The 16,352-nt window shown below is 71.4% G+C and carries 16 protein-coding genes; 11 read left to right on the top strand and 5 right to left on the bottom strand.

What is annotated here, in order from left to right; genetic code table 11:
- Positions 1 to 3: 3 nt before the first annotated feature.
- Entirely contained in the window at positions 4 to 858 is an 855-nt protein-coding gene (locus RM445_RS01790; RefSeq protein WP_311554150.1) for an aminoglycoside phosphotransferase family protein, read from the top strand.
- Positions 859 to 862: 4 nt separating this feature from the next.
- Here the strand turns inward: RM445_RS01790 and RM445_RS01785 are convergent, their stop codons facing one another.
- A complete protein-coding gene (locus tag RM445_RS01785; protein WP_311554149.1) occupies positions 863 to 1,402 on the bottom strand; it encodes a TetR family transcriptional regulator in 540 nt (179 codons plus the stop codon).
- Between the two features lie 98 nt (positions 1,403 to 1,500).
- On the opposite strand from RM445_RS01785, the gene RM445_RS01780 reads away from it, so the two are divergent.
- Positions 1,501 to 3,027 carry an MFS transporter gene (locus RM445_RS01780; protein ID WP_311554148.1) on the top strand — a complete coding sequence of 509 codons (1,527 nt, stop codon included), beginning with the start codon at positions 1,501 to 1,503 and terminating at the stop codon, positions 3,025 to 3,027.
- 87 nt (positions 3,028 to 3,114) lie between these two features.
- Here RM445_RS01780 and RM445_RS01775 read toward each other — a convergent pair whose 3' ends face one another.
- On the bottom strand, positions 3,115 to 3,561 hold the full coding sequence (locus RM445_RS01775; RefSeq protein ID WP_311554147.1) for a hypothetical protein: 447 nt from the start codon (positions 3,559 to 3,561) through the stop codon (positions 3,115 to 3,117).
- Positions 3,562 to 3,926: 365 nt separating this feature from the next.
- Here RM445_RS01775 and RM445_RS01770 point away from each other — a divergent pair, with 365 nt between their 5' ends.
- From RM445_RS01770 to RM445_RS01735, 8 genes are all read left to right on the top strand, one after another.
- Positions 3,927 to 5,750, top strand: a complete 1,824-nt coding sequence (locus RM445_RS01770) for a phosphoenolpyruvate carboxykinase (GTP) (RefSeq protein ID WP_311554146.1) — start codon at positions 3,927 to 3,929, stop codon at positions 5,748 to 5,750.
- Between the two features lie 130 nt (positions 5,751 to 5,880).
- A complete protein-coding gene (locus tag RM445_RS01765) occupies positions 5,881 to 6,177 on the top strand; it encodes a DUF3311 domain-containing protein (protein ID WP_311554145.1) in 297 nt (98 codons plus the stop codon).
- A complete protein-coding gene (mctP, locus tag RM445_RS01760; RefSeq protein WP_311554144.1) occupies positions 6,174 to 7,844 on the top strand; it encodes a monocarboxylate uptake permease MctP in 1,671 nt (556 codons plus the stop codon). The genes RM445_RS01765 and mctP overlap by 4 nt, the downstream gene beginning before the upstream one ends.
- Before the next feature lie 292 nt (positions 7,845 to 8,136).
- On the top strand, positions 8,137 to 10,008 hold the full coding sequence (locus RM445_RS01755) for a hypothetical protein (protein WP_311554143.1): 1,872 nt from the start codon (positions 8,137 to 8,139) through the stop codon (positions 10,006 to 10,008).
- A 32-nt stretch (positions 10,009 to 10,040) separates the two neighbouring features.
- The gene (locus RM445_RS01750) at positions 10,041 to 10,637 is read left to right on the top strand and encodes a peroxidase-related enzyme (protein WP_311554142.1); all 597 of its coding nucleotides are present in this window, start codon (positions 10,041 to 10,043) and stop codon (positions 10,635 to 10,637) included.
- A gap of 52 nt (positions 10,638 to 10,689) precedes the next feature.
- Positions 10,690 to 11,811 (top strand): glycosyltransferase family 4 protein, encoded by a 1,122-nt coding sequence (locus RM445_RS01745; RefSeq protein WP_311554140.1) that lies wholly within the window; start codon positions 10,690 to 10,692, stop codon positions 11,809 to 11,811.
- The gene (locus tag RM445_RS01740; RefSeq protein WP_311554139.1) at positions 11,790 to 12,326 is read left to right on the top strand and encodes an acyltransferase; all 537 of its coding nucleotides are present in this window, start codon (positions 11,790 to 11,792) and stop codon (positions 12,324 to 12,326) included. The genes RM445_RS01745 and RM445_RS01740 overlap by 22 nt, the downstream gene beginning before the upstream one ends.
- The gene (locus RM445_RS01735; protein WP_311554138.1) at positions 12,323 to 12,832 is read left to right on the top strand and encodes a class I SAM-dependent methyltransferase; all 510 of its coding nucleotides are present in this window, start codon (positions 12,323 to 12,325) and stop codon (positions 12,830 to 12,832) included. Before RM445_RS01740 ends, RM445_RS01735 begins: the two co-directional genes overlap by 4 nt.
- A gap of 78 nt (positions 12,833 to 12,910) precedes the next feature.
- Here RM445_RS01735 and RM445_RS01730 read toward each other — a convergent pair whose 3' ends face one another.
- Genes RM445_RS01730 through RM445_RS01720 form a run of 3 tightly spaced genes read right to left on the bottom strand, consistent with a single transcriptional unit; the run spans position 12,911 to position 15,563 of the window.
- Positions 12,911 to 13,690 (bottom strand): amino acid ABC transporter ATP-binding protein, encoded by a 780-nt coding sequence (locus RM445_RS01730; protein WP_311554137.1) that lies wholly within the window; start codon positions 13,688 to 13,690, stop codon positions 12,911 to 12,913.
- Positions 13,687 to 14,631 (bottom strand): amino acid ABC transporter permease, encoded by a 945-nt coding sequence (locus tag RM445_RS01725; RefSeq protein WP_311554135.1) that lies wholly within the window; start codon positions 14,629 to 14,631, stop codon positions 13,687 to 13,689. The genes RM445_RS01730 and RM445_RS01725 overlap by 4 nt, the downstream gene beginning before the upstream one ends.
- Before the next feature lie 2 nt (positions 14,632 to 14,633).
- The gene (locus RM445_RS01720) at positions 14,634 to 15,563 is read right to left on the bottom strand and encodes an ABC transporter substrate-binding protein (RefSeq protein WP_311554134.1); all 930 of its coding nucleotides are present in this window, start codon (positions 15,561 to 15,563) and stop codon (positions 14,634 to 14,636) included.
- Positions 15,564 to 15,823: 260 nt separating this feature from the next.
- On the opposite strand from RM445_RS01720, the gene RM445_RS01715 reads away from it, so the two are divergent.
- A complete protein-coding gene (locus tag RM445_RS01715; protein WP_311554133.1) occupies positions 15,824 to 16,312 on the top strand; it encodes an antitoxin in 489 nt (162 codons plus the stop codon).
- The last annotated feature ends 40 nt before the right edge of the window (positions 16,313 to 16,352 follow it).

Genomic DNA, 16,352 nt, shown 5'->3' with positions numbered 1-16,352 from the left:
CGCGTGGCGGCGTTCCCGATCCCGGCCCGCCTGGCCGCGCACTCCGCCGACCGGGGCGGGTGGCTCGCCGCGCTCCCGGACCTCGTCGCGGGCCTGGCGCGGCGGTGGTCGCTGGAGCTCGGGCCACCGTTCGAGCCGGGCGGGGAGTGCTCGTGGGTCGCGCCGGCCGTGAGCGCGGGCCACGGGGGCGTCGTGCTCAAGGCCGGCTGGGTGCACGACGAGGCCCGTGACGAGGCGGCCGGGCTGCGGGTCTGGGACGGGCACGGCGCCGTGCGGCTGCTCGACGCCTTCGCGGCGGGAGAGACGTCGGCCCTGCTGCTGGAGCCGGCGACGCCCGGCACACCGCTGTCCCTGCTGGACGGTCCGGAGCAGGACCGGGTACTCGCCGGGCTCTTGCGGCGGCTGTGGGTCGACCCCGGCGCCGGCCACCCGTTCCGCCCGCTGCACGTGATGTGCGACGCCTGGATCGAGCAGGCGCAGCCCGAGATCGGCCACCTCGATCACGGGCTCGTCCGCGACGGGCTCGCGCTGTTCGGCGACCTACCGCGGGACGCGACCGACCGGGTCCTCCTGGCCACGGACCTGCACGCGGAGAACGTGCTCGCCGCCCGCCGGGAGCCGTGGCTCGTCATCGACCCGAAGCCCTACGTCGGCGATCCCGCCTACGACGTGGTGCAGCACCTGCTGAACGATCCGCTCCGGCTCACCGCCGACCCGCGCGGGTTCGCGCGGCGGATGGCCGCACTGGCCGGCGTCGACGCCGACCGGGTAGTCGCATGGCTGTTCGCCCGCTTTGTGGTCGAGGCGGCGTGGTGGCCGTACGACCCCGTCCCGATCGCCGTCGCCCTGCGTCCCTAACGGCTCAGCTCTCGGCCGGTAGCTGGGGACGGAGCCGGGCGAGCAGGTCGTCCACGGACAGGCCCTCGGGCAGCGGGGTGCCGATGAGCGTGCGCAGGTAGAGCCCGTCGCCGACGAGCTGGACCATCCAGGCGAGCACCGGGTCGCCGAGCCGGTCGCGCAACGCGCCGAGGGCGTCGGCGTCGACGGCGGCCAGCGCGTCGCGGACGGCCGTGGCGTCACGCGCGTGCTCGGCCACCCGCAGCGCCGCGAGGTAGGTGCGGGTCAGACCGCCGGGGATGCCGCCGCCGGGCGCGGAGGTGCGCAAGTAGTAGGCCGTGGCCCCGTCGGCGGCACGGATCGCGTCGGCGTCGGACGCGCTGCGCTCCCGCAGCCGGGCCAGCAAGCCCGCGGCCAGCGCGTCCTTCGACGCGAAGTGGTACAGCAGGCCGCCCTTGGACACGTTCGCGGCAGCGGCCACGGCGTCGAGCGTGGCGGCGCCGGGGCCCGTCTCGATGAGGAGCGTCTCGTAGGCGTCGAGGACGCGATCACGGGCGCTCGCCATCAGCCGAGTCTAGGCAGGAGCGCGGCGGGGAATATCACCATCGACTATACCGTCTGGACGGTACAGTACGTGTGGTACCTGATCCGAAGGAATGTCCGATGTCTGCCGTCTCCCTGTCCGCCCCCACCCGGTCGTCGCCGCCGCGCGCCGGCCGCCGTGAGTGGTTCGGGCTGGCCGTGCTGTTCCTGCCGACCCTGCTCGTCGCCGTCGACAACACGGTGCTCAGCTTCGCGCTCCCCGCGATCAGTGCCGCGCTCGCGCCGGGCGCGACCGAGCTGCTGTGGATCGTCGACGTCTACCCGCTCGCGCTGGCCGGGCTCCTGGTCACGATGGGCACGCTCGGCGACCGGATCGGCAGGCGCCGCCTGCTGCTGATCGGCGTCGCCGGCTTCGGTGCGGTCTCGGCCGCCGCGGCGTTCGCGACGGGCGCGGCACACCTCGTCGCGGCCCGCGCACTGCTCGGGGTCTTCGGCGCGATGCTGATGCCCTCCACGTTGGCGCTGCTCCGGACCCTGTTCGTCGACCGCACCCAGCGCCGTCTCGCCCTCGCGATCTGGGCGACCGGGTTCGCGGCGGGTGCGGCGCTCGGCCCGGTGCTCGGCGGCGTGCTGCTGGAGCACGCCTGGTGGGGATCGGTGTTCCTGGTCAACGTGCCGGTGATGGTGGCGTTGCTGGTCCTCGCGCCCCTGCTGCTGCAGGAGTCCCGGGCCGCTGCCGCCGGCAGGCTCGACCTGCTGGGCCTGGTCCTCTCGATGATGACCATGATCGCGTTCGTGCTGGGCGTGAAGGCGTTCGGCAGCAGCGACGTCCCGCTCGCCCTCGCGCTGCTCGTCGTCGCGGCCGTGGCGGGCTGGGCGTTCGTCGCGCGGGCCCGCGCCCGGCTCCGGGCCGGTCGTGAGCCGCTGCTCGACGTCGAACTGTTCGCGGCGCCGCTGTTCCGGGTGGCCGCGCTGGCCAACGCCACCACGATGTTCGCCTACACCGGCCTGCTGTTCCTGCTGACGCAGTACCTGCAGCTGGTGGCCGGGCTCTCCCCGCTGCACGCGGGCCTGCTGCTCGTCCCGGGGTCGATCGTGACCATGGTGGCGGGCGTTGGGGCGGCGCGGCTCGCGCGGTACGCGCCGTTCCGGGTGCTCGTCCCGGTCGGCCTGCTGCTGGCAGCGTCCGGCTACGTCGTCGTCCTCCTGCTGGACGGCGTCGGCGCGGCGGTCGCAGCTTCTGTGCTGATCGGCGCGGGGATCGGCCTGTCGGAGACCCTGACCAACGACGCGATCCTCGCCTCGGCCCCGCCGCAGCGGGCGGGATCGGCATCGGCCGTGTCGGAGACCGCCTACGAGGTGGGCGCGGTGCTCGGTACCGCGGTGCTGGGCAGCGTTCTCGGAGCGGCCTACGCGCGGACTCTGGACGTGCCCACCAGCATCGGGCCGGTGTTCGCCGTCGAGGCCCGGAAGACCCTCAGCGGCGCGGTCGCGCTCGGTGACCGCGTCGGCGGCCTCGAAGGTCAGCGGCTGGTCGACGCGGCGACGGCCGCCTTCGTGCACGGCTCCGCGGTGGCGTCGGTCGTCGCCGCGGTGGCCCTGGTCGGTGTCGCCGCCACCGTGGTCGTCGGCCTGCGCCGCCGCTGAGACGAGCCGCGACGAACGAGAGCGGCGTCCGTCAGATCGGATCTGACGAACGCCGCTCTCGTGTGTGACGAGACCCGGAGTGGAGGGTTACAGGCCGTTCGGCGGAACGACGGGCTGGACGGGGTGCGCGGTCTGGGTGCTCACCGGGTGCGTGCTGATGCCGCCGTCGGCCAGCTTCAGCTGGACCTCTTCGGAGATCTGGTCGGCACGGCGCTGCTGGCGGACCCGGATGAGCACCAGCATCGAGATCCCGTAGGCGATCCCGAGCACGATCAGCACGATGCCGATCTTGAAGACCATGTTCTGCAGCTGTGAGCCGACGTCGATCTGCCACACCGAGATGATCGTCAGGACGCCGATGGTGATCAGGTGGAACAGGACCGACAGCAGCCGGTTGACCGAGCTGGTCACCTTCTCGTCCTCGAACACCTCCTGGAGGAAGGGCCGGCCGGACATCGACAGCACGCGCCCCACGGCGATCGTGATGGCGACCGAGATCACCAGCAGCGTGATGTACTCAGCGGTATCGGTCATCGGTCTTCACCCATCGCTCTTCACCCTCCGGTCTCGCCCGGGCGACGGCGCACGGTGCGTCTCGATAGCGTCGCGTTGCCGTGAAGTACCCGCAAGGGGCACGAAACAGTCCCCCGCGACGGTGGACTGAACTGTGACCTCCCGTGCTCCGACGGGTGAGTTACGCAAACGCGAGCGTATGTACTGAATCGATTTCTTCATCGGTCCTGTGAGTGAGCCGACAGTTGCGGGGCGTACATGGAGCGCGAGGCCGCAGGTACGGTTTCGGACACATCAAGCACCGGCTCACCCGCTAGTCCAGCAGCGGGTGCGCGTCAGCGTTCCCGAGGTCGGGCCAGCGCGCCCGGCCATCCAGGAGGCAGCCCATGACCGCAGCGACCGTGCCAGGGATCGACGAAGCCCCGACTGCGAACGCGCGCCTGCTGTCATGGGTGCGCGAGGTGGCCGAGCTGACCACGCCGGACCGGATCGTCTGGTGCGACGGGTCGGACGAGGAGTGGGAGCGGGTGACGACCAGCCTCGTCGAGGCGGGCACGTTCGTCCGGCTCGCGGCCAAGCCGAACTCCTTCTGGGCCGCGTCCGATCCCGACGACGTCGCGCGGGTCGAGGAGCGCACCTACATCTGTTCCCTGCTGGAGTCCGACGCCGGCGTCACCAACAACTGGCGTGATCCGGCCGAGATGAAGGCGGTCATGACCGAGCTGTACCGGGGGTGCATGCGCGGCCGGACCATGTACGTCGTCCCGTTCTGCATGGGCCCGACCACGGCCGAGCGGCCGATGCTCGGGGTGGAGATCACCGACTCCGAGTACGTGGTCGCGTCGATGAAGATCATGACGCGGATGGGCGCCTCGGTGCTGCCGTTGTTCGACGGCCCGGCAGGCGACGACTTCGTCCCCGCGCTGCACTCGCTCGGCGCCCCGCTCGAGCCCGGCCAGGACGACGTCGCGTGGCCGTGCAACGAGACCAAGTACATCTCGCACTTCCCCGAGGAGCGCCTGATCTGGAGCTTCGGCTCCGGGTACGGCGGCAACGCCCTGCTGGGCAAGAAGTGCTACTCGCTGCGGATCGCGTCGGCGATGGCGCGCGACGAGGGCTGGCTCGCCGAGCACATGCTGATCCTCAAGCTCATCAGCCCGGAGAAGAAGACCTACTACATCGCCGCGGCCTTTCCGTCGGCGTGCGGCAAGACCAACCTCGCCATGCTCGAGCCGACGATTCCCGGCTGGAAGGTGGAGACGCTCGGCGACGACATCGCCTGGATGCGTTTCGGCGACGACGGCCGGCTCCGAGCGGTGAACCCCGAGTTCGGTTTCTTCGGTGTCGCGCCGGGCACCAACTGGAAGACCAACCCGAATGCGATGCGCACCATCGAGCGCGGCAATTCGCTGTTCACCAACGTCGCGCTGACCGACGACGGCGACATCTGGTGGGAGGGCATGGAGAACGAGCCCGCCCATGCCACCTCGTGGAAGAGGCAGGACTGGACGCCGGAGTCGGGTGAGGACTCCAGCCACGCGAACTCGCGGTACTGCACGCCGATGGCACAGTGCCCGGTGCTCGCCCCCGAGTGGGACGACCCGAACGGCGTCCCAATCTCGGCGATCTTCTTCGGCGGTCGGCGCAAGGAGACGATCCCGCTGGTCACCGAGTCGCGCGACTGGCAGCACGGCACGTTCATGGGGGCGACCCTGTCGAGCGAGAAGACCGCGGCGGCCAGCGGCGGGCTCGGGCAGGTCCGCCGCGACCCGATGGCGATGCTGCCGTTCATCGGCTACAACGTGGGCGACTACTTCCAGCACTGGATCGACGTCGGCAAGGGCGCCGACGCGACCAAGCTGCCGAAGATCTTCTACGTCAACTGGTTCCGCCGCGGCGACGACGGCCGGTTCCTGTGGCCCGGCTTCGGCGAGAACGGCCGCGTGCTCAAGTGGGCCATCGAGCGCATCGAGGGCAAGGCCACCGCGGAGGAGACGCCGATCGGGCACGTGCCGACCGCGGATCAGATCGACCTCGACGGCCTCGACGCCCCGCGCGCGGACATCGAGGCCGCCCTCGCGGTGGACGTCGAGGAGTGGAAGGCCGAGATCCCGCTCATCGAGGAGTGGTTCGACAAGATCGGGCCGTCGCTGCCGACGTCGATGCGCGACGAGCTCGACGCCCTCAAGCTGCGTCTCGGGGTCGGCTGACCGACTCCCGGGTCGCCGGGCGACACCCCTCAACGGTGAGGGGTGTCGCCGTTCGGTCTCGATCCCGGTGAATGTCGGTGGCCGGTCCTAACATCCCCTGCGACGAGGTCGTCGAGCAGGGGGAGGGGTTGTGTCGGAGCCGAAGTCGGGCGTGGATGCGGGTGGGGGCTTGCGGTTGAGCCCGTGGAACCTGCTGTTGCTGCTCCCGTTCCTCATGCTCATCACGCCGTGGATCAACGCCGACGAACCGCGGTTGTTCGGCATGCCGTTCTTCTACTGGATCCAGTTCGCCTTCGTGCCGGTCGGCGTCCTCGCCGTCGCCGTGGTCTACCTCAAGACGCGCGACGACGGGCCCGTGGCTCCCGGCGTCGCGCCGGACGTGGACGAACTGGACGAGGGCACCGCGGGCGGGAGCCTGGCCCGATGATCCAGTGGTTCGAGCTCGTGGTGTTCGGCGTGCTGTTCGGCGTGGTCAGCGTGATGGGCTTCCTCGCGTCGCGGTGGCGGCGGGCCGAGTCGCTGGAGCATCTCGACGAGTGGGGCCTTGGCGGGCGCAAGTTCGGCGCCTGGATCACCTGGTTCCTGATCGGCGGCGACATCTACACCGCGTACACGTTCGTCGCGGTGCCGGCGCTCCTCTTCGGCGCCGGGGCGCTGGGCTTCTACGCCCTGCCCTACACGGTCGTCCTCTACCCCATCGTGTTCCTGCCGGTGCTGCGGCTGTGGTCGGTCTCGCGGGTGCACGGCTACGTCACCCCGGCCGACTTCGTGCGCGGGCGCTACGGCAGTCCGTTGCTCGCGTTGCTGGTCGCGATCACCGGGCTGGTGGCCACGATGCCCTACATCGCGCTGCAGCTCGTCGGCATGGAGGCGGTGCTGCGCACCATGGGCCTCAACGCCACCGGCGTCGCCGGGCACCTGCCGCTCCTGATCGCGTTCGTGATCCTCGCGGTCTACACCTACCAGTCGGGGCTGCGGGCGCCCGCGCTCATCGCGTTCGTCAAGGACATCCTGATCTACATCGTGATCCTGGTGGCCGTGATCTACCTGCCGGCGAAGCTCGGGGGTTGGAGCGCGGTGTTCGGGGCGGCCTCGGACAAGCTCTCCCAGCCCAACCCGGTCACCGGTCGGCCGCAGGGCTCGATCCTGCTCACGGCGAACAACCAGCTGCAGTACATCACCCTCGCGCTGGGGTCGGCGCTCGCGCTGTTCCTCTACCCGCACTCGCTCACGGGTGTTCTCGCCTCCCGCGGCCGCAACGTGCTCAAGCGCAACATGATGGCGCTGCCGGCCTACTCGTTGCTGCTCGGACTGCTGGCGCTCCTGGGCTACGTGGCGATCGCCGCGGGGGCCAAGCCGATCACCAACAACGCCACCGGCCGGCCCGACACCAACACGATCATCCCGGTGCTGTTCGACCAGCAGTTCAACAGCTTGTTCGCGGGCATCGCCTTCGCCGCCATCGGGATCGGCGCCCTGGTGCCCGCGGCGATCATGTCGATCGCCGCGGCGAACCTCTGGACCCGCAACATCTACAAGGAGTACCTGAAGCGCGACGCCACGCCGGCGCAGGAGGCGAAGCAGGCCAAGCTCGCCTCGCTGGTGGTCAAGTTCGGTGCGATCCTCTTCATCATCGCGGTCGACCCGCAGTTCTCCATCGACCTGCAGCTCATCGGCGGCGTGATCATTCTGCAGACGCTGCCCGCCGTCGCCATCGCGCTCTACACACGGTGGCTGCACCGGTGGGCGCTGGTCGCCGGGTGGGCGGTCGGCATGGGGTACGGCCTCTATCTCCTCTACCTCATCCCGAACCCCGCAGCCGGCCGTGCGCACTTCGGCGGTTCCGCGCTCGCGCTCGACAAGCTGACCCTGCTCGGTTGGCACCCGTTCGGCGGTTCGCAGGTCCAGATCTACGTCGGTTTCGTGGCGCTGGTGGTCAACCTGGTGGTCGCCGTGGTCCTCACGCCCGTGCTGCGTGCCCGGCGGGTGTCGGAGGGCGTCGACACCACGTCTCCGCTCGACTACCACGCCGACGAGGAGTCCGACCTGCGGCCGACGGACACACCGGCCGCAGAGGGAGTGGCCACCCGCTGACGACAGGGAGACGCGTGGACGGTGCGGCTGTGCGGCCGCACCGTTCACCGTCCGGAGTGGGCCGCCCGGCGTACCTGTCACCGCAACGACATCAGACTGTCTCGGAGCGCCGAGAGAGCGTCGTCAGAAGTGGGGAATGTGAATCGATTGAGCGATCCGGACGTCGCAAGGAGTGGCCTCTCGGCGCCGGTCCGTTGAGGATGCGCCAGCAGGGCTGCAACATAACGTGCAGCCCTGCGATACGAACAGTGACCATCGCCTCAGTGGCGTCGAAGCGGGCGGAGGTGACCGAATGCTGGAAATCGGGCCGGGCCCGAGCGACGACGAGGGCTTCATGGCCGTCGTCGACCGGTTCGGTGCGGCGGGGTCGGACCGTGCCGCGGCGTTCGCGTACGAGCAGATCCGCCGTGCTACCTCCACGGGCGCCCCGCTGCCGGGCCTGCGCCGTCTCGCTGCGAGCCTGACGACGGTCGGCGCGGGCGAGCTGCCCCCGCTGCCGCGGCACCCGGTGGACGAGCCCGGCTCGGTGGTCGCCGCGATCCGCGAGAACCCCCTGATGGTCCTCGACGACGTCGAGCCCGCCGAGGTGGCCGCCACGGTCGCGGCGCTGGTGGACGACGGCCGCCGGGTGATCGTCACCGCCTCGGACGCCGGCTCCCTCGCGGCGCTGCGCGGCGTGCTGCCTGCCGCCGTCGTCGACCGGGTGGTCGACGCCCTGCCCACGCTCCCGCCCGCCGACCTGCACCGGCTCCGCGGCCTGCTCGCCATGTCGACTCCCGCGCGGCGGGCGCGGGGCACCCAGCAGCTGCCCGACCCCGCGGCGTTCCCGCCCGCCGTCGAGGTGGAAAAGCTGTGCGCCACCGCGGCGCGCGCGAGCTCCGCGGGCGTCGAGCTGATCGCCGGCCTGCTCGGTGAGGTGGACGCCGAGCGCCGGGCCGCCGTCACGGCCATCGCGCAGTGCGTGCAGCGCGCGCTGACCGTGCTCGGTGCCCGGAGCGAGCCGTGGATCTGGGAGCTGCTGGGCGATCTCGTGCACGGCAGGCGCCGGTCCGAGTTCGACAGTCTCGTGCAGTCGACCGCGCAGGCCCTGACGACGATCGACGACGGTCGGGGCAACCCGCCGGTACGCGCGGTGGGCCCGCTGCCGGAGAACGCGGTTGATGCGCTCGTCGCCTACCTGGAGTTCCTCGACGCCGGTGGTCGCGCGCGCAGCTACTTCCGCTCCCCGGTCCAGCGCGACGTCGAGCCCGTGCTGCGCCAGCTGCGCGTCGGCGACCACGAACCCGAGACCGCCGTCGAGCTGCGCGTCGTGCTCACGCACTTCGAGCTGGGCGAGCGGCTCGTCGGGGTCGACACCGACTGTGCCGCGCTGGACCTGCCCACGCCGCAGAACCCGGACGAGCTCGCCACGCTGTCGCAGGCCCTCACCGACATCGGCGCCGCCGCGCGATCCGTCGCGGCGCTGCGCCACGACGTGCTGTTCCTACACCCGGGATCGCCGGTGTCGGTGCCGGACGTCGCCGCCGCCGAACAGCTCGCGGCCGCCGTTCTCGCCTTCGACGAGAACGGTTCCCCGCGTGAGGCGGCCGAGCGGCTCGACGACCTGGCCGACTCCCTAGCCGCGTTCGCGCCCCCGCACGCCACCGCCCCCGAGCACGCGCGTGCGGTGGCCGCCCTGCGGGATCACGACCCCGACGCGTACGCCGCGGCGGTCGACGACCTCCTCGGTGCGCACCTCGCGCAGCGCGACGAGCGGCGCATGGCCACCCTGCTCGCGGAGCTGGGCTCCCCGTCGCTCGCGCGGGCCTGGGCGCCCCGCGACGACGGCACACCGGTCCGTCCGGGCCTGGTCTGGTTCTCGTCGTCGGAGACGCTGCTCGCCGAGCTGCCGCCCCCGGACGGGGCGGACATCGTGGTGGTGCTCGACGCCGGCCGCGTCGGCGTCGACCGCGCCATGCTGGCTGCCGCCGCACCGCGGATGCTGGCCGTCGCGGGGCCCGGAGCGCGCAGCGGTGGCACGACCCTGCTCGGCCTGCTCCACCGGGCGGGCGCGCTGGTGATCCGCGGTCGGTCCGCCGCGGCGCCGGGGCGGGTTGTCCCGCTCACGGTCGGTCCGCGCTCCGTGCCGATGCCGCGCGGCGAGGTGGAGCAGGCGGGCGCCTGACCGCGCCACCACGGGGCACTAGCGTCGGAACCGTGACGGAGAACCGTACGGACGACCACCCGGTGAGTCGCTTCGGCCACGTCGAGCCCGACGACCTCCCCAACGACCTGCGGGTGCGGATCGAGGCGATCGCCGAGAAGTCCGGCTTCGTGCCGAACGTGTTCCGCGCCCTGGCGCGGCGCCCCGCCGAGCTGCGGGCGTTCCTCGACTACCACGACGCGGTGATGGAGCGCGACGGCGGCTTGTCCAAGGCGGAGCGGGAGCTCGTCGTCGTCGCGACGTCCGGGGCGAACCACTGCACGTACTGCGTGGTGGCGCACGGGGCGATCCTGCGCATTCGCGCCCGTGACCGGGAGATCGCCGACCGCGTGGCGACCAACCCGTGGACCGCAGCGCTGTCGCCGCGGTGGCGCGCGATCGTCGACCTCGCCCTGGTCCTGGCCACCGATCCCGCCCGGCTGACGGCCGAGCACCTCGGCGCCGCCCGCGCTGCGGGGCTCGACGACGACGAGATCTGGGACGTCGGCGCGGTGACGGCGTTGTTCGCCTTGTCCAACCGCATGGCGCACCTGACGGCGCTGCAGCCGAACCCGGAGTTCTTCCTGATGGGCCGCACGTCCCGTACGTAGGTGAAGTTGTCCACAGTGGTGCAGGCCGACCGCCTGCGACGATGATCCGGTCATGATGCTTCCCGCCGGTCGACGCGCAGCGATCCTGTCCTACCGGCTCGGCACGGCCGACGGCGTCTCGGTGACGGCCGCACAGTGGGCGACGGCCCTGCGCCGGCTCGGGATGCGTGTGACGACGGTGGCGGGTGCCGGGCGGGCCGACCTGCTCGTCGAGGGGCTCGCCATCGACGCGCTCCGGCCGCCGTCGCAGGCCCGGCTCGCCGCCGCGCTCGGCGACGTCGACCTCGTGGTGGTCGACAACGTCTGCTCGCTGCCGATGAACCCCACGGTCGGGGAGGCCGTGGCGGAGTACCTGGCCGGTCGTCCCGCCGTGCTGCGCCACCACGACCTGCCCTGGGAGCGCGAGCAGTACGCCGGGTTCACGTCGTGGCCGCCCGACGACCCGCAGTGGCGGCACGTGACCATCAACGAGCCGGCCCGCCGTGCGCTCGCGGAGCGGCGGGGAATCGCCGCCACCACCGTCTACCACGGGTTCGACGAGCGACCGGTCCCGTGGCGACGGACGGAGGCCCGTGCGGCGCTGGGGGTGCCCGACCGCCGCACGCTGGTGCTGCAGCCGACGCGGGCGATCCCCCGCAAGAACGTCGACGCGGGGCTCGCCCTGGCCGCGGCGCTCGACGCCACGTTCTGGCTGACCGGCCCCGCGGAGGACGGGTTCGCCGCGGAGCTCGACCGCCTGATCCGTGCGGCCGGGGTCCCGGTGCTCCGAGGCATGCCGGCCGGGGTCTCGATGGCAGCCGCCTACGCCGCCTGCGACGTCGTCGTCCTGCCGTCGACGTGGGAGGGCTTCGGCCTGCCGCTGATCGAGTCGGCGTTCCACCGTCGCCCGATCGCCGTCGGCGACTTCCCGGTGGCTCGCGAACTCGCCGCCTTCGGGTTCCGCTGGTTCTCACCGGCCGATCCCGAGCCGCTGCGCCGCTGGTCCGCCGCGCCGGACCGCGCCCTGCTCGACCACAACGAGGCGACCGCCCGGCGGCACTTCGGGCTCGACGCACTCGTCCGCCGGCTCGACCTCCTCCTGTCCGGCGTCCCGATGTGCCACCATTCCGGCGCCTCGCCGGACGGCGACTCGGAAGAAGGGAATGTCACCGCATGCGACTGCTTGACGGTCTGATCACCCGGTTGCTCGACGGGCCGTTGGAGGCCTTGGTCACGAAGAAGGTCGACGAACGGGTGGAGGCACTCAAGCTCGACGCGCTCTACAGCCACCGCTGGCACGGCGACGAGAGCCGGCTGCGCATCGACGAGACCGCCATCGTCAACAACGCGCTGTTCAACGTCTCCGGGGGCACGATCACGGTCGGCAAGGACGCGTTCTTCGGCCACGACGTCGCGATCCTCACCGGCACCCACGACATCGAGAAGTTCGGCCGCGAACGTCAGATGGCCTTCCCGCGGTCGGGCCGCGACGTCGTGATCGGCGAGGGGGTGTGGCTGGCCAGCCACGTCCTCGTGCTCGGCCCGGTGACGATCGGCGACCACGCCGTCGTCGCCGGGGGCTCGCTGGTCCGCGAGGACGTCGCCCCCTACACCGTCGTCGCCGGCCGTCCCGCGAAGGTCGTGAAGACGATCGCCCGGCCCGACGCTGCGGAGGCCACGCCGCAGGAGGCGCAGGCGGAGTCGCCGTGAGGGTCGAGATCGGCGCCGGGGAGAAGCCGCACCCCGACTACGAGATCCACGTCGACATGCTGGCGCTGCCCGACGTCGAGGTCCGGGCAGGGGTGGACCGGCTGCCCTTCGCGACGGACTCGGTGACGGCCCTGCGGGCGAACCACGTGCTGGAGCACCAGAGCTACGAGCTGATCGGGGTGACCCTGCGCGAGTGGGCGCGGGTGCTCGCCCCGGGCGGCCGGCTCGACATCGGGGTGCCCGACGCCCGGTTCGTGGCGGAGCAGTGGGTGCGCGGCGAGATCGACACCGCGGAGGCCAACCACTGGATCCTCGGTGGCCACTCGGAGCGCGCCGCGCACCGCGGCGTCGACTCCCGGGGCGTCCCGCTGTGGATCTGGAACGCCCACCACACGATGTTCGACGCGGGGTCGCTGCGCGCGGCCGTCGAGGAGTTCTTCGACGTCGACGAGCTGTTCACCTACGACATCCGCAACCTGCGCCTCTACGGGCGCGGCCGCGCCTGAGCCGCCGCCCGGATGTAGCGAAAGCGGCTTTCGGTGCGTTGAGTGCACTCAACGCCGCTTTCGCTACATCCGCGGCAGCTACAGGACCTTCGAGAGGAACGCCTGCGTGCGCTCGTGCTGCGGGTTCGCCAGCACCTCGCGCGGCGCCCCGGCCTCGAGGATCCGGCCCTCGTCCATGAACACCAGCGAGTCGGCCACCTCGCGGGCGAAGCCCATCTCGTGGGTGACCACGATCATCGTCATGCCGTCGCGGGCCAGCCCGCGCATGACGTCGAGCACCTCGCCGACGAGCTCGGGGTCGAGTGCGGAGGTCGGCTCGTCGAACAGCATCAGCCGCGGCTCCATCGCCAGCGCCCGCGCGATCGCCACCCGCTGCTGCTGCCCGCCCGAGAGCTGCGTTGGGTAGTTGTCGCGGCGGTTGCCCAGCCCGACCCGGTCCAGCAACCCCACGGCCGCCTCCCGCGCCTCCTTCTTCGACCTCCGGCGCACCGTGCAGGGCGCCTCCATGACGTTCTCCAGTGCCGTCATGTGCGGGAACAGGTTGAACCGCTGGAACACCATGCCGATGTCGCGGCGCTGGCGGGCGACCTCCGACTCGCGCAGCTCGTGGAGCTTGTCGCCGCGCCGGCGGTAGCCGATGAGCTCGCCGTCGACCGTCATCGTCCCCGCGTCGATCGACTCCAGGTGGTTGATGCAGCGCAGGAACGTCGACTTGCCCGAGCCCGACGGCCCGATCACGCACGCCACCTCGCCCGGCCGCACGGTGAGGTCGACCCCGCGGAGCACCTCCGTGCTGCCGAAGCTCTTGTGGATGCCGACGGCCTCGACCATCGGCCGGTCGTGCCCGTTCTCCGTCATGTCGCCCCCGCCGTCTTGCGCCGCGGCAGCAGCCGCGCACCGGTCGGTCCCCGGTGCACCCCCCGGCCGTATCGCCGTTCCACGAATCCCTGCCCGATCGAGAGCACCGACGTCAGCGCCAGGTACCAGATCGCGGCCACGATCAGCAGCGGGATCGTCTGGAAGTTCACCGAGTAGATCCGCTGCACCGACGTCATCAGCTCGAAGTAGCCGATGACGACCACCAGCGAGGTGGTCTTGAGCATGGAGATCGTCTCGTTGCCGGTCGGCGGGATGATCACCCGCATGGCCTGGGGGAGCACGATCCGGCGCAGCGCCTGGCCCCGGGACATGCCGAGCGCACCGGCGGCCTCGCTCTGCCCGTGGTCGACGGACTGCAGGCCGCCGCGCACGATCTCGGCCATGTACGCCGCCTCGTTGAGCCCGAGGCCGAGCAGGCACGCCGTGAACTGGTTGATCAGCTGGTTCGTGTCGAAGGAGACGAACTCCGGCCCGAACGGGATGCCCAGCGACAGCCGCGGGTAGAGCGCGGCCAGGAAGTTCCAGAACAGCAGCTGGGCGATCAGCGGCGTGCCGCGGAACAACCAGATGTAGAGCGCGGCCACGTAGCTGAGCACGGGATTCGGCGACAGGCGCATGATCGCCAGCGCGATGCCGCCGACGATGCCGATCAGCATCGACAGCACCGTGAGGATCAACGTGTTGCTCAGCCCGTTGAGGACCGGCCCGGAGAACAGGTACCGGCCGACGACGTCCCACCGGAACCCGTCGTTGGTCAGGATCGTGTTGACCAGCATCGCCGCGAGCACGGCGAGCACGGCGATCGCGACCCAGCGCCCCGGGTGCCGGACCGGCACGGCCTTGATCGGGGTCGGGGCCGGGGCCGAGCCGGAGGTCGGCCCGGTCCCGTCCGCGGTCGTGTCGTCGGTCGGCGCGGCCATGGTCAGACCGACGGGTTGATCTCAGCGCTCGGGATCGCGCCGTTCGACACCCCGTACTTGTCGAGGATCGTCAGGTACGTGCCGTCTTCCATCATCGACTGCACGGCGCCCTGGACGGCCTGCGCGAAGTCGGTCTGCCCCTTGTTGAGCACGATGCCGTACGGCGCGCTGTCGTAGGGCTGGCCGACGGACTCGACAGCGCCCTCGGTGGTCTTCACCGCGTAGTCGACGATCGGCGTGTCGGCGAGCATCGCCACGATCCGGTTCGCGGTCAGCGCGAGCGTGACGTCGGTCTGCGCCTGCAGCTCGGTCACCTGGATCGCGGGCTTGCCCTCCGCCGTGCACTTCGAATTGCGCTCCGCGATGTCGTCGACCTGCACCGTGCCGGCCTGGACGCCCACGGCCTTGCCGCACAGGTCGTCCGGGTTGATGTTGTCGGGGTTGCCCGACTTCACGCCCACTGCGGTGCCGGCGCTGAAGTAGCTGACCATGTCCACGGTCTGCAGGCGCTCGGGATTGATCGAGAACGACGACATCCCGAGCTCGTACTTGCCGCCCTGGATGCCCGGGATGATGCCGGGGAATGCGCTGTTCTGGAACTCGGCGGTCAGTCCGAGCTTCTGTGCGACCGCGGTACCGAGGTCGATGTCCATGCCCTCGATCGTGGTGCCGTCCGGCCCGGTGAACTCGTTCGGCGGGTACGACGCGTCGGTGCCGAACACGATCTTGCCGTCCGCGGAGACGCTCTGCGGGACCTTCGCGGCGAGTGCGTCGACCTTGGCCTGGGTGGGGACGGCGCTGGGCTCGGCGGCTCCGGCGGACGTCGGCGCGGCCGACGAACCGCTGCCGTCGCCGCCCGCACCGCACCCGGCGAGAACAGCGGTGAGCGCAGCACAGGCGAGCGCGGCGGGGAGTGTGCGGGGGAGCGACACGGATCAACCTCCTGAGGGCCGTTGGTACGCGGGGATGCTCCCACTTTCGGTCGCATCCGGCCCACCGCTGTGCATCTGTTGTTACCCAGCCCGTACCGAGGACGTCCGAGGGAGACCGTGCAGGAGTCATGGGAAGTTCACCGGGGTGTCACAGACGGTGATTCGCTCCGATTGTGCGGTGACCGCATGGGGTAACCGGAACCCGGCGCGCCCGAAAGGCGTTGGCGAGACAACCCCGCGAACACGGAGGACATCCTCAGATGCCGAAGATCAAGAACCTGGCCGCGCTGGTCGCCGCCGTCGAGGCGGCCCGCCGGTACGCCCGCACCAATCCGGACAAGGCTGCCAAGTACATCGACCAGGCTGCCGCCTTCCTGGACAAGCAGACCAAGGGCAAGTACTCGGGACAGGTCGGGGGCGTGGTCGGAAAGGTCAAGAGCGTCGCCGGCCTGCCGCAGTCGTCGGGCAACGGCACGCAGAGCTACACCGCGAACGCCGGATACGGGAAGCACCAGGGCTATGGGGCGCAGCAGGCGGTGGCGCCGGACCCGCTGACCACCACGGCGCCGTCGTCCACTCCGCCGAACGCCGCCTCGACGGCCCCGTCGAGCACGCCCCGGCCGGGCGCCGGCGGGACGGCGACGACCGCGTCGACCACCGTGCCGCCCGTCTCCACCCCGCCCACGCGGGCGACGGTGGACCCCGAGCGCACCGGCGACAGGCACTTCCCGGGCAGCAAGGACCTCTGACCGGGGAATCACCCGGGGGAGTAGTCGTGTCTCCTCCTGG

The sequence above is a fragment of the Pseudonocardia charpentierae genome (assembly GCF_031845345.1).
GTDB classification, from domain to species: domain Bacteria; phylum Actinomycetota; class Actinomycetes; order Mycobacteriales; family Pseudonocardiaceae; genus Pseudonocardia; species Pseudonocardia charpentierae.
Note: the sequence above shows the minus strand (reverse complement) of the source record. Positions and strands in the feature narration are given on the sequence as shown.

Coding starts and splice junctions, on each gene's coding strand:
- RM445_RS01785 (WP_311554149.1), bottom strand. CDS start 1,402: ATGGCGAGCGCCCGTGATCGCGTCCTCGACGCCTACGAGACGCTCCTC.
- RM445_RS01780 (WP_311554148.1), top strand. CDS start 1,501: ATGTCTGCCGTCTCCCTGTCCGCCCCCACCCGGTCGTCGCCGCCGCGC.
- RM445_RS01775 (WP_311554147.1), bottom strand. CDS start 3,561: ATGACCGATACCGCTGAGTACATCACGCTGCTGGTGATCTCGGTCGCC.
- RM445_RS01770 (WP_311554146.1), top strand. CDS start 3,927: ATGACCGCAGCGACCGTGCCAGGGATCGACGAAGCCCCGACTGCGAAC.
- mctP (WP_311554144.1), top strand. CDS start 6,174: ATGATCCAGTGGTTCGAGCTCGTGGTGTTCGGCGTGCTGTTCGGCGTG.
- RM445_RS01755 (WP_311554143.1), top strand. CDS start 8,137: ATGCTGGAAATCGGGCCGGGCCCGAGCGACGACGAGGGCTTCATGGCC.
- RM445_RS01745 (WP_311554140.1), top strand. CDS start 10,690: ATGATGCTTCCCGCCGGTCGACGCGCAGCGATCCTGTCCTACCGGCTC.
- RM445_RS01740 (WP_311554139.1), top strand. CDS start 11,790: ATGCGACTGCTTGACGGTCTGATCACCCGGTTGCTCGACGGGCCGTTG.
- RM445_RS01730 (WP_311554137.1), bottom strand. CDS start 13,690: ATGACGGAGAACGGGCACGACCGGCCGATGGTCGAGGCCGTCGGCATC.
- RM445_RS01725 (WP_311554135.1), bottom strand. CDS start 14,631: ATGGCCGCGCCGACCGACGACACGACCGCGGACGGGACCGGGCCGACC.
- RM445_RS01715 (WP_311554133.1), top strand. CDS start 15,824: ATGCCGAAGATCAAGAACCTGGCCGCGCTGGTCGCCGCCGTCGAGGCG.